This window comes from Aquiflexum lacus (assembly GCF_015476655.1).
Lineage (GTDB): Bacteria > Bacteroidota > Bacteroidia > Cytophagales > Cyclobacteriaceae > Aquiflexum > Aquiflexum lacus.
Genome location: NZ_JABFHF010000001.1, coordinates 220868 through 233314, shown reverse-complemented (window position 1 = coordinate 233314; position 12447 = coordinate 220868). Strand labels below are relative to the sequence as shown.

Below are 12447 nucleotides of genomic sequence, written 5' to 3'. Positions count from 1 at the left end.
GCATGAAGTTCAGTCAGCCATATTTTCCAGCAGGAATCTTTTTCATTTCCTTGATATTGGGTTTCGGTTGCTCTGGGGAAAAAGGGCAGGAAAAAACTGTGGAAGAACGGGCGCAGATCGAATATACTGATGCCCCGGATATCAATATAGCATCAATTGATTTTAATCAGATTCCTTTCAAAACACTTTCGGAATACGGGTTTTTCAAAGGTCAGTTAAGGGCATTGGATCCTAGTGGGAAGCTTGTCAATTACGAACCTTCATCTTCACTCTTTACAGATTATGCTTTTAAATCCAGGTATATATGGATGCCGGAGGGGACTTCCGCCAAAATCAATCAGGATGTAGGCGGCTCTTTTGATTTTCCTGATCAAACCATCATCATCAAGAATTTTTACTACCCGGTGGATTTCAGAAATCCGGAAGGGGAAAAGAGAGTCATCGAAACTAGGCTAATGGTCAAGCGTCAGGGAATATGGGAAGCTTTTCCTTACATCTGGAAAGATGATCAGACCGAGGCGGAGTATAAAGTGGTGGGTGCCGAAAAAGAAGTGAGTTGGACAGACCAAAACGGCAATGAAAAGGTCATCAATTACATCGTGCCCAATAAAAACCAATGCAAAAGCTGTCACAACGAAAATGAGGTGATGGTTCCTATTGGAGTTAAGGCAAAATACCTCAACCACTCTATCCAATTCGGAAAGGAAAGCAAAAACCAATTGGTCAAATGGTCAGAAGCGGGATATCTTGAAAATATTCAGGATTTAAACCATTATACCGCAATGGTAGATTATAGTGATGGTTCCCAACCATTGGAATTACGTGCCAAAGCCTACCTGGACATCAACTGTGCCCATTGCCACCGAGCAGAAGGACCTGCAAGTACTTCGGGGCTTTTTTTGGATTATGAGGAAACTGACCCAATGAAACTTGGGGTTTTTAAAACTCCTGTTGCTGCCGGTTTTGGAGCAGGGTCTTTCAAATATGCCATTTATCCCGGTAAAGCAGACGAATCCATCATGACTTTCCGGATGTCCACCAACAAGGTAGGAGCCGCCATGCCTGAAATCGGAAGGGTCAGTGTCCATAAGGAAGGGGTTGAGTTGATCAGGGAGTGGATTAATGGGATGAAATAAATGGAACGCAGATGAAGCTGATTTTACTGATTCACGCAGATAAATAATCAGTAAAATCAGCTAAATCAGCGTTCCATCAAAACTTACAGGCTCCTCATTCTTTTTAATCCTTATAAACCCCGCTCGGCCATTTGTCATTTCCGGCATTAGTATCTGTAATGACCTTGTCAGGGTCAATCTCCACTGCTACCACCTTTTTGTCCACTTTGAGCAGATGGTTCCACTGATTGCCTTTGAACCAAATCTCTACAGGAAGCATCCTTCTTTCTTTTTCCCCATCATCATATGTGATTTCCAATAATACCGGCATGGGCAGTTCCCCAAGATTGGAAAGTGACACTATATAATTGGCACCGTAAGGAAAAACACCATTGATGGCCAGATCAATATTGGCATTGCTGTAAAACCAGCCTTTCCAGAACCAATCCAGGTTTTCACCTGATACATTTTCCATATGGTTAAAAAAATCTGTGGGCTGGGGATGCTTATAAGCCCAAGCTTTGATATAAGATCTAAATGCTTTGTCAAACCTTTCATGATCCAGAACATATTCCCTCAGCATGATGAGTCCCAAAGCCGGCTTCATATAGGCTACCATTCCAAGGTTATTGGTCTGGGTGCGGTCTGCATGGGTGGCTATGGGTTCCCTGTCCTTATTGGTCAGCCAACCAAGGTACCTTCTGGTCTGTATCAGGTTATTGGTATACTCACCATCATTGAAAGCGAGGTAACTATAATAATTGATAAAAGTATTGAAACCTTCATCCATCCAGGCATGTCTCCTTTCATTGCTTCCGACAATCATGGGAAACCAGTTGTGACCGAATTCATGGTCTGTTACTCCCCATAAACTTTCTCCTTTTGATTGCCAGCTACAGAAATTGACGCCAGGATATTCCATACCGTTGATTTCTGCAGCTACATTTACCGCTACGGGATAAGGATATTCATACCACATTTCGGAATAATGCTCTACGGAAGCTTTGCTGTATTCAGTAGATCTTCCCCAAGCATCTTCTCCATCACTTTCCTGTGGATAGACCGATTGGGCCAAGGCTTTTTTACCACTTGGAAGATTGATCCTGGCCGCATCCCAGATAAATGCTTTTGAAGATGCAAATGCGATATCCCTGGAATTTTGGATTTTAAAATGCCAGGTTTGTGTGCCACTTTGTTTTGCCCTGTGATTGGCATAATCTGTTATTTCTTCAGGACTGATGATATAAACCCGCTCATCACTTTCAGAAGCACTTTTCATCCTGTTTTGTTGCTCCTTGGTAAGCACTTGGGATGGATTCATCAATTCCCCTGAACCGACTACAATGTGGTCAAAAGGTACGGTTACCCTATATTCAAAATCACCATAGCCCAAATAAAACTCCCCTGCACCTAGGTAGGGATCTGTATTCCATCCGGTCACATCATCAAAAACCGCCAACCTAGGATACCATTGTGCCATAGCATAGATAGTCCCATCCTTTACTTTAAGCCGTCCCATTCGGTCCATGCCTTTCTCAGGAATCTTATATTCAAAATCCATGGAAATGACTGCCTGACCTCCATTCGCAGGAAGTGGCTCTGCAAATGAAACCTGCATCCTGGTATCATTGATCGAATATTCATTGGAAACGGGTTTGTTCCTACCTGTAATCTGGGCTTTTACATTTTCAATTTCGTATCCACCATCCAGGTCTCCACTGTACCTGTTGCCCTGAATAGGTGTGGTCAGCGAACCTCTGGAATCTTCCGTAAACCTGTTCTGCTCCAAATACAGCCACACAAAATCCAGGTTCTCGGGGCTATTGTTTTTATAGGTGATGCTGACTTTTCCTTTTATAGTATTTGTTGAATCATTCAGTGTAACATCTATGACATAATCTGCCATATTTTGCCAATAGGAAGGTCCGGGTTTTCCCGAAGCTGTCCTGTATGCTGAACCTTGCCTATATCCAAATTCCGTAAAAGCAGCATCTCTATTGTCTTTCACCTGTTGGGCGTAGGATTCAAAACCAAAGAAAATAACAAGTATGAAAGCGGGAATTTTATAAAATCTATTTCTCATGTAGGATTCACTTTTTGATAAACTAAGGCGCTAAAATACAGAATGCTTCCTAAAGAAAAAATTCATTATTGTCCTCAAAATGGTTTCCAAGAAAACATTCTAGCAGTTATTGGGATTTGTTTTTAGAAATTATACAACTGTAATTTGCGGAATTAAAAAACCACAACTCTTTATGAAAGCCTGTTTTACAATTATTTCTATTCTACTTTCTTTAAATGGCGTCTGTGCCCTTCAAGACAGTACGGATGTGGAATTAAGAGAAATCACGATTATGGAAAACCGGATAGGAATTCCCTTCAACAAGATTTCGAGAAATATCAGTGTCATCCAAAGGCTGGAAATAGAAACAGTCCCTGCCAGGAGCATTCAGGAGTTATTGGCTTTTACACCGGGAGTTGATGTGCGGCAAAGGGGTGTCAGCGGCGTTCAGGCCAACATCGGCATCAGAGGTGGAAGCTTTGAGCAAACGCTCATGTTGATCAATGGCATCAAACTCACTGATCCGCAGACCGGACATCACATGATGAACATCCCTGTTCCTTTACAGGGAATTCAAAGGATTGAAGTGCTCAAAGGCCCGGGATCAAGGATATTTGGACAAAATGCATTTGCAGGAGCCATCAATATCATTACCACGCTTCCCGATACAAAAAGTCTTCAAATCCAGGGATTTGGTGGTGACTTTGGCATGAGAGGAGGACATATCATTTCTTCGCTGCCCATTGGCAATTACAAACAGACCTTATCGGTTTCCCATGACGCTTCTGACGGTCATTGGTACAACTCCGACTTCAAAGTCACCAATGTCTTTTATGAATCAGGTTATGAAATCAATGAGAAAAATGAGCTGAATGCCATGTTCGGTTTTACAGACCGGGAATTCGGCGCCAATGGATTTTATACGGACCGCTTTCCCGACCAATGGGAGGCCATACAGACCTACCTTTCTGCCCTTAGCCATACTTACCGAAACAACAACCTGTATTTTCAGACAAGGGGCTATTGGCGGAGAAATGTGGATGAATTTAGATTGAGAAGAAATGAACCGGACTTTTTTACAAATTTCCACACATCCGATGTATTGGCGCTGGAATTTAACAGTACTTACACCTCCAAATTCGGTGTAACAGGTTTTGGGCTTGAAGGAAGGGAAGAAATCATCGAAAGCACAAACCTTGGAAACCATAGCAGAAGTTTTTTGGGAAGTTACGCAGAGCATAGAATTGAGTTCCTGGACAAATTTGATCTAAGGGCAGGTATCTATTCCAATTATTACAGTGAATATGGATGGAGGCATTTTCCGGGTGCGGAGATTGGATACCAAGTGAATGAATATTTAAGACTATACAGCAATATTGGCAACAGCTTTAGAATCCCATCTTATACAGAGTTGTATTATCAGGATGCCAGTAATTCCAGTAACCCCAATCTACTGCCTGAAGAAGCCAGAAACTTTGAGATAGGCTGGAAACTGAACAAATCGAGGCTGAGGGCCGAAATAGTTTATTTCTACCGATTTACCGAAAATCTCATCGATTATACCCGTGCCCCTAGTACAGTACAACCCAATCCCAACCAGTGGACACCGGGAAATATCAGTCAGGTAACCTTCAATGGATTGGAAACTTCCTTTCAATACTTGGTAAACTTGGGTTCTGAAAATGTAAAGCTCAAGGACATATCATTCAGCTACAATTATATCAATGCTGATTTGGTCCAACCTGAAGGTGTGGAATCCAGATTTGCCTTAAATTCCCTCAAAAACCAGTTTATAGGAGGAATCAATGCTGAATTCTTCAAAAAAGCTGAATTGACAATCAAAGGCAGGTATCTCGAAAGAATTGCCTTGGATCCCTACTTCCTGTTGGACGCAAGACTTGACTACAATCGCTTAAAAAAATTCGGTCTTTTTGTGGAAGTTTCCAACTTAACCAATGCAGATTATATTGAAGCAGGATTTGTACAGATGCCGGGCAGGTGGTTTAAGGCGGGGTTTATGGTGAATTTGCAAGATCTTTAAAAATCAAGTAAATTGATTTATTGCCAGATTGTTTGTGAAAAGCAATATGATCTTGTGCTCGTTTGGTAAAATCTAAACGATATGTCATTTGAGTCCTAGAAAAGTCTTTATATCCTTTTTATTAACGCTTATGAATTCACCTTTTTGTACTGTTCCCTGCTTTCCTCAATTTCAGCAACAAACTTTGGATCACAGGAATTTTCCTTTGCCACTTCAATCTTCATTTTAAGCGCTTTGGCAAAAGCATTAAGTGCATTTTCCTGCTAAATGGTCTCGGGATGGATGAGGATGTTTTCCGTTTTCATTAGTCTAAATCTTTTGAACAGTACCTTCTGCTCACTGCTATTTGCTTGTAAATTGGTTGCCTAATTAGAAATAATTTATACGTTTAACAACTCAAGAATACAGTAAAAAGACACAAAATATAAGCTGAAAGGTTATTTGGATAAGGTATGACTTCAAAGATTTTTGTCTGATATTTTACTTTCTAAAAATCTAACTCTAGATTTCGAGTGTAATATGTAAAAGTAGCACGAAATCAACAAAAAAAAGCCTCTTAAAGAGGCTTGCTGTGGGAGTTGAGGGATTCGAACCCCCGACCCTTCCGATTTTAATCGGAATGCTCTGAAACAACAACCTAAGGGTTGATAAGTTCAAGTATTTTCGCTTTACTCTTCCAGGATTTGACTTTCCGCTCCCGGCCATAGGCTTCCTCTTTTGAACTGAATTCCTCGAAGTATACCAATTCCCAATCTTTTGTCTTACCTGTAAAACCTTTGTGGTTGCTGTTATGTCGACGGACTCTTTCTTTCAATTCATCGCAGCTATGTCCTAGATAAAATTTATCCTTTGATTTTGAGTGTAATATGTAAAAGTAACATGACATAAATAAAAAAAGTCTCTTGATGAGACTTACTGTGGGAGTTGAGGGATTCGAACCCCCGACCCTTCCGATTTTAATCGGAATGCTCTGAAACAACAACCTAAGGGTTGATAAGTTCAAGTATTTTCGCTTTACTCTTCCAGGATTTGACTTTCCGCTCCCGGCCATAGGCTTCCTCTTTTGAACTGAATTCCTCGAAGTATACCAATTCCCAATCTTTTGTCTTACCTGTAAAACCTTTGTGGTTGCTGTTATGTCGACGGACTCTTTCTTTCAATTCATCGCAGCTATGTCCTAGATAAAATTTATCCTTTGATTTTGAGTGTAATATGTAAAAGTAACATGACATAAATAAAAAAAGTCTCTTGATGAGACTTACTGTGGGAGTTGAGGGATTCGAACCCCCGACCCTCTGCTTGTAAGGCAGATGCTCTGAACCAACTGAGCTAAACTCCCAAAATGTTACTAATCTAAACTTCTACAATTCAAACCCCCGACCCTTCCAATTAAAATCGGAATGCTCTGAAACAACACAATAGCTATTGAGAATAAGAATTATGTGGGAGTTGAGGGATTCGAACCCCCGACCCTCTGCTTGTAAGGCAGATGCTCTGAACCAACTGAGCTAAACTCCCATTATTTCAATTAATTCTTATTTCTGCAATTCGAACCCCGACCTTTCCGATGGTAATCGGTATGCCCTGAACCATCCCGATAGCTATCGGGATAAACTCCAATAAACTCCATTTGCTTTTCAAATGGATTGCAAAGGTAGATTTAAATTTTTTTGGTACAAATTTTATAATTAAAAAAAAGCTCCTGAAAATTTAAGCGCTTGAAAATGAATACTATTTATTAATTATGGATATATTATTTTAAAGAAAAGTATGGGCCTTTTTTTCTAAGGCCCATACTTTTCTTTAAATATCAAACTTTATCCCCTGCGCCAAAGGCAAAGTAGTACTATAGTTAATCGTATTGGTCTGACGGCGCATATAGGCTTTCCAGGAATCGGAACCGGACTCACGTCCCCCTCCCGTTTCTTTTTCTCCTCCAAAAGCTCCACCTATCTCCGCACCCGAAGTTCCGATATTGACATTGGCAATACCACAATCCGAACCCGAAGCAGACAAGAATGATTCTGCTTCTCTCATATTCAAAGTCATGATGGCTGAAGACAAACCTTGTGGAACACCATTGTGCATGGCAATCGCGTCGTCCAAGGTTTCATATTTCATGATATACAGGATTGGTGCAAAGGTTTCTTCCTGTACCATCTTGAAATGGTTCTCTGCTTCAATGATACAAGGCTTCACGTAACATCCGGATTCATAACCTTCACCTGATAGCACACCTCCAGCGACAACTTCCTTCCCTCCTTCTGCCTTGACTTTTTCTATAGCCTTTTCATACATTTCCACCGCCATTTTATCTATCAAAGGCCCAACATGGTTTTTTTCATTCAAGGGATTCCCTATAACCAATTTAGTATAAGCAGCAGCTAGTCTTTCTTTTATAGATTCATAAATTGACTCGTGAATGATCAGCCTTCTGGTTGAGGTACATCTTTGACCTGCTGTGCCGACGGCTCCAAACAAAGCTCCTCTGATAGCAATTTCAATATCTGCGTTTTCGGTGATGATGATAGCATTGTTTCCACCTAACTCCAACAGTGACCTTCCTAGTCTTGCTGCTACGGCTTGCCCTACGATTTTACCCATTCGGGTAGAACCTGTGGCAGAAATCAGAGGAACTCTTTTGTCCTCGGTCATAAATTCCCCGACTTTATAATCCCCAACAATCAAAGAAGATATCCCTTCAGGCAATCCATTTTCTTTAAAAACTTTTGCTGCAATATGCTGACAAGCTATCCCAGACAAAGGGGCTTTCTCAGACGGTTTCCAAATACAAACATCCCCGCATACCCAAGCAATCATACTATTCCACGACCAAACAGCTACAGGGAAATTAAAAGCTGAAATGATTCCTACTATCCCAATGGGATGCCATTGCTCATACATCCTATGTCCCGGGCGTTCCGAATGCATGGTCAATCCATATAATTGTCTGGATAATCCAACCGCAAAATCACAGATATCAATCATTTCCTGTACTTCACCAAGTCCTTCTTGATAAGATTTACCCATTTCGTAGGAGACTAATTTTCCCAGTTCGGCTTTTACTTCACGAAGGGCATTTCCTATTTGCCTGACGATTTCCCCTCGTTGTGGAGCAGGCATTTTACTCCAGATTTTATAAGCTTCTTGGGCTTTGGATACGACAGCTTCATAACTCTCCCTGTTTGTAATTTGGACCTTTCCTATCAATTCTCCATCAGCAGGTGAAAAAGAACTGATATAGTCCATACCTGTTTCCATCCAATCATTTCCTGTTGAAGTTCCAAGGTTCTCAGGTTGTACGCCCAATTTTTTTAAAGCGGCTTTTATACCATATATATCTGACATGTTATTTTGGTTTTAATGCGGTTAGATTCTGAACAAAACTAAATAAAATTCATCAGGCCTTTAATTAATTTTCTTTTTTCTGTTTCAAACCTTCGGGAATATATCTTTCAGGATCTACATAATCCAAGTACTTTTGAAGTTTAGAGCCGACCTTAAACCTGTAAACAAAATTAATCCTGTAATTTCCGGTCATGATTTTCCCAGCATAATCATCGACCCGCGGTTTCCCCACATTATTGTGAACATAATTGGCATTAATTGACCAAACAGGTCCATTATAGCCAACAAACCCTCTCAAAAAATAGTTGGGAACAAAATTCCAGTTTTTTATTCTATCTTCTTCATAATCCAGATATGATCTTCCCATAGCCATACTTGCAGAAGCCACTCCGGTAACAAAAAAATGTTTCCAAAAAACCAAGGTATGCATATAACCAAAATTAGGTCCAAACTGAAAAAAACCGAGCTTTTGAAAATTACCTGTAGGACTGTCCTGATTAGTTGGTGGAAGCAACATTCCATTATTATCAGCCCATGCACCATAAGCTTCAAATCCTCCTAGAAAACTTCCAGCTGATTTTTTTTGCCAAGCACTCTGTAAAAATGCTGCTTTCAATGATACCTTATCGCCATTAAACAAATACTGAACATTAGCCCCGAGTTTCCTTAATTTAAGATCGGGAAAAACAAGGATTTCTTCAGGTGGCAAAAGATTACCGTCAATCCTTTGCAAGTAAAATCCGGTATAAAACTGACCGAACAAATCAATCACCCAATTTTTTGGATATATATGAGCCTGTAGGTCCAGATATTTTGTTTCACCAGTCCCCTCTCTTGGATTCATAAACCCAAAGCCATAGGCAAGATTTAATGTTATATCATTATAGGTAGCCCCAATACCTAGGTTAAGTGTTGAATTGGGTTCATATCTCAATCTGCTATTTTGACCTCTATCTGTGATGATTAAAGATGTATATTTCCTTGAAGTATAAACCCTAGTGGTAAGCATTTCTTTGTAAGACACATAATAAGTCGAATCATCCTGAGCCATCGCTGTAGTATTAATACAGAAACAAAATACTGACAACAAAAGAAGGAAAATAAACCTGAAACTAAATTTCAGTCGAACGAGAAATTTAACCATTTGTAAAATTAAGATTTTCAGAATGAACGTCATAAAAAAATCCGCACACTCTGCGGATTGTGTAAATTTGAATGGAGATCAGTAAAAATGATTATCTTGATAATCTCCATTCATTTAATTTCAAAAGTCTTTAGCAGAAAAAGTTGCTTAATCACCCGTGACAAATATAATAAACTTTAAATTAAAATTACAATACCCTGTTCACGGTATTTTTTGATTAAATAACAAAAAATTTATAAATAATTTAATTAGATATATAAAACATGTTGAAAACAGTGAAGAAATCTATCTATCATCGGAAAAAAAAATCAATGAAAAAAAATGAAATGATTTTATTGGAGTTTCCGATACATTTATTCACTTAAAATATAATACATTGAAAAACAATTAATTATTAATTTAGTACAAAGTCTATCTCTTACATCAGGTTTCCAACAGAATAACCCAAAAAGAGTATTTAAATTATCAAATAATATCATTTAAAATATATTCAGATGAAATAATTTTTTCTTAAAATATTCATATTTTTACGACCCCTATGTATAATATTACAAAATAAATGATAGCCATTTGGGTATAAGGATAAATTTCAAAATTTAGATTTTATCCATTCCTTTCCAGAATTTTAAAAAATAATATTTAATCGGGTTGGTATATTTCAGTTGTTTCCAAGGCCTGCTTCCATGTGGGCGGTGAAGCACTCTTGTGTTCATCAATACATAATTTTCAAACCCCAACTCCAATGACTTTTTTGAAATAAAAGTATCATACCAATCCTTGGTATCATCCAATTCCATAAAATCAAATGATTTTAAAAAACTTGTTGAAAATAAGGTGCAGCAAAAACTCAAACTCCTCTCTGTCTTAATAACGGGTTTTTTGACTGATTTAAACTTCAGGTAGGGAAAATTAACAGCATCCTTTTCGTCTACTGTAATCGCTCCAATAAGCCCTGATTTTGGATTTTCGGTCAGAAAAGCCGCCATCTCAAGGATGGTATTTTTTTTGATCATTACATCAGATTCTATCACTAAAAGAGGGATGCTCAGGCTTAAAGCTTCTTTTTGTGCTATCTGAAGTACAAGCTTATAATTGGGGGATGGAGTATCAGTTATGTCTTCCAAATTGACCAATTCGAAGCCTAATATCGATGCCTCAGTTTGTAGTTTGGACTTAGTCTCCTCGGTACTGAAATCATTGAAAATGGTATGTTTCAATGTATAATTGGAATCAGCAATTGCTTTAGCGCATTCTAGTGTGCTATCCACTGCATTTTTGACCGGCGTGATTACAAAAACTTTGGACATATATTTTAAATCAAATTAAAATCAAAGTTAGTTTTTTCCAATGCATAAAAAAACCCCCGACAAATGTCCGGGGTTTGAATTTATACAAGGATTATACTTTATGATTCGTATGGGAAATTATTTCAATTGTGACAATGCATTTTTCATTCTCTTCAATGCCTCAATCAAATCCTCTTCTGAGGCAGCATAGGACAACCTCACACAATCAGGCGCTCCAAAAGCTTCTCCCGTAACCAAAGATACATTCGCTTTTTCTAAAAGGTACAGACAGATATCATCTGCACTTTTTACCGTGTAACCCTCTACTGATTTTCCATAGAAAGCAGTCACATCTGGAAAGAAATAAAATGCTCCTTCAGGCACATGGGTTTTAACTCCCGGGATATCTCTTAAAAGTCCCAAGACCAAATCTCTCCTTTTCAGATAAGCCTCTTCCATTTTTTTGGAAGGGTTTTGATCACCCAAAATGGCTGCTAAAGCTGCTCTTTGGGCAATTCCTGTTCCTCCAGAAGTAAATTGCCCTTGCATTTTCTCACATGCTTTGGCAATAAAAACAGGTGCACAAATATACCCTACCCTCCAACCTGTCATGGCATAACCTTTCGAAAATCCATTTACAGTAATGGTCCTTTCAAACATGCCTGGAAAAGAGGCAATGCTTGCATGCTTACCAGTGAAATTGATCAATTCATATATTTCATCCGCGATTACAAACAGGTTTTCTCTCCTCTTCACTACAGCTGCTATGGCTTCCAATTCCTCTTTACTGAATACAGATCCTGTTGGATTACAGGGAGAAGAATAAATAATGGCTTTTGTTTTATCAGTCAAAGCCTCTTCTAACTGGGCTGCGGTAGCTTTAAAATTATTTTCAAGATTCCCCTGAATCAATACCGGTACACCACCTGCTAATTTGATGATTTCGGCATAACTGACCCAGTAAGGTGAAAATATTACAACCTCATCACCTTCATTGATCATACACATGAACACATTGGCAATAGAATGCTTTGCACCTGTGGAAACTACAATATTTTCAGCTTTTGCCTCAGAAATTTGATTGTCGTCTTTGAGTTTTTTGGCGATTGCTTCCCTAAGATCCTGATAACCTGCCACAGGTGGATACGCAAAATATTTTCCCTCATCAATGGACGCCTTCGCGGCTTCCTGAATATGTTTGGGAGTTTTAAAATCAGGCTCACCGAGGCTCAGACTGATGATATCTATGCCTTGGGCTTTTAGTTCACGGGCTTTTTTGGCCATTGCCAAGGTAGCCGATTCCTCCATTTGGTTGATCCTGTCAGATAGAATAGAATTCATTATGATGGTTGTTTTTTTAATTCCGCCAAAAATACGGATTACTGTGATTAATTCTACAATTAGCTGATGAATTGATTTGGAATCTATATTTTTGGAATAAAATATAGAAC

General features: G+C 39.0%; 10 protein-coding genes and 2 tRNA genes. 2 read left to right on the top strand and 10 right to left on the bottom strand.

Annotation, left to right across the window (positions count from 1 at the left end; translation table 11 throughout):
- Positions 1–2 precede the first annotated feature (2 nt).
- Entirely contained in the window at positions 3–1136 is a 1134-nt protein-coding gene (locus tag HMJ38_RS00995; RefSeq protein WP_194972505.1) for an SO2930 family diheme c-type cytochrome, read from the top strand.
- Positions 1137–1239: 103 nt separating this feature from the next.
- Here HMJ38_RS00995 and HMJ38_RS00990 read toward each other — a convergent pair whose 3' ends face one another.
- Complete coding sequence (locus HMJ38_RS00990; RefSeq protein ID WP_194972504.1) at positions 1240–3198, bottom strand: M1 family metallopeptidase; 1959 nt, start codon at positions 3196–3198, stop codon at positions 1240–1242.
- Between the two features lie 172 nt (positions 3199–3370).
- Between HMJ38_RS00990 and HMJ38_RS00985 the strand changes: the two genes are divergently transcribed.
- On the top strand, positions 3371–5218 hold the full coding sequence (locus tag HMJ38_RS00985) for a TonB-dependent receptor plug domain-containing protein (protein WP_194972503.1): 1848 nt from the start codon (positions 3371–3373) through the stop codon (positions 5216–5218).
- 128 nt (positions 5219–5346) lie between these two features.
- Here HMJ38_RS00985 and HMJ38_RS25725 read toward each other — a convergent pair whose 3' ends face one another.
- The 9 genes from HMJ38_RS25725 to HMJ38_RS00945 form a co-directional block, all read right to left on the bottom strand.
- A complete protein-coding gene (locus HMJ38_RS25725) occupies positions 5347–5442 on the bottom strand; it encodes a hypothetical protein (protein ID WP_394355043.1) in 96 nt (31 codons plus the stop codon).
- A 413-nt stretch (positions 5443–5855) separates the two neighbouring features.
- The gene (locus HMJ38_RS00980; RefSeq protein WP_194972502.1) at positions 5856–6104 is read right to left on the bottom strand and encodes a GIY-YIG nuclease family protein; all 249 of its coding nucleotides are present in this window, start codon (positions 6102–6104) and stop codon (positions 5856–5858) included.
- Between the two features lie 97 nt (positions 6105–6201).
- Entirely contained in the window at positions 6202–6450 is a 249-nt protein-coding gene (locus HMJ38_RS00975) for a GIY-YIG nuclease family protein (protein WP_194972502.1), read from the bottom strand.
- A gap of 32 nt (positions 6451–6482) precedes the next feature.
- Positions 6483–6557: transfer RNA gene (locus tag HMJ38_RS00970), tRNA-Val, on the bottom strand.
- 104 nt (positions 6558–6661) lie between these two features.
- Positions 6662–6736: transfer RNA gene (locus HMJ38_RS00965), tRNA-Val, on the bottom strand.
- Positions 6737–7021: 285 nt separating this feature from the next.
- Positions 7022–8566 carry an L-piperidine-6-carboxylate dehydrogenase gene (gene amaB / locus HMJ38_RS00960; RefSeq protein WP_194972501.1) on the bottom strand — a complete coding sequence of 515 codons (1545 nt, stop codon included), beginning with the start codon at positions 8564–8566 and terminating at the stop codon, positions 7022–7024.
- Positions 8567–8630: 64 nt separating this feature from the next.
- A complete protein-coding gene (locus HMJ38_RS00955) occupies positions 8631–9617 on the bottom strand; it encodes a DUF4421 domain-containing protein (RefSeq protein WP_228779814.1) in 987 nt (328 codons plus the stop codon).
- A 689-nt stretch (positions 9618–10306) separates the two neighbouring features.
- Entirely contained in the window at positions 10307–11017 is a 711-nt protein-coding gene (locus tag HMJ38_RS00950) for a glycosyltransferase family 2 protein (RefSeq protein WP_194972499.1), read from the bottom strand.
- A 117-nt stretch (positions 11018–11134) separates the two neighbouring features.
- Positions 11135–12337, bottom strand: coding sequence for a pyridoxal phosphate-dependent aminotransferase (locus HMJ38_RS00945; protein ID WP_194972498.1), 1203 nt, complete (start codon positions 12335–12337; stop codon positions 11135–11137).
- Positions 12338–12447: the final 110 nt, after the last annotated feature.

What these genes read in the sequence shown, in the direction of transcription:
- HMJ38_RS00955 (WP_228779814.1), bottom strand. Translation starts at nt 9,617, where the DNA reads ATGGCTCAGGATGATTCGACTTATTATGTGTCTTACAAAGAAATGCTT.
- HMJ38_RS00985 (WP_194972503.1), top strand. Translation starts at nt 3,371, where the DNA reads ATGAAAGCCTGTTTTACAATTATTTCTATTCTACTTTCTTTAAATGGC.
- HMJ38_RS25725 (WP_394355043.1), bottom strand. Translation starts at nt 5,442, where the DNA reads ATGAAGATTGAAGTGGCAAAGGAAAATTCCTGTGATCCAAAGTTTGTT.
- HMJ38_RS00990 (WP_194972504.1), bottom strand. Translation starts at nt 3,198, where the DNA reads ATGAGAAATAGATTTTATAAAATTCCCGCTTTCATACTTGTTATTTTC.
- HMJ38_RS00980 (WP_194972502.1), bottom strand. Translation starts at nt 6,104, where the DNA reads ATGTCATGTTACTTTTACATATTACACTCAAAATCAAAGGATAAATTT.
- HMJ38_RS00975 (WP_194972502.1), bottom strand. Translation starts at nt 6,450, where the DNA reads ATGTCATGTTACTTTTACATATTACACTCAAAATCAAAGGATAAATTT.
- HMJ38_RS00995 (WP_194972505.1), top strand. Translation starts at nt 3, where the DNA reads ATGAAGTTCAGTCAGCCATATTTTCCAGCAGGAATCTTTTTCATTTCC.
- HMJ38_RS00950 (WP_194972499.1), bottom strand. Translation starts at nt 11,017, where the DNA reads ATGTCCAAAGTTTTTGTAATCACGCCGGTCAAAAATGCAGTGGATAGC.
- amaB (WP_194972501.1), bottom strand. Translation starts at nt 8,566, where the DNA reads ATGTCAGATATATATGGTATAAAAGCCGCTTTAAAAAAATTGGGCGTA.
- HMJ38_RS00945 (WP_194972498.1), bottom strand. Translation starts at nt 12,337, where the DNA reads ATGAATTCTATTCTATCTGACAGGATCAACCAAATGGAGGAATCGGCT.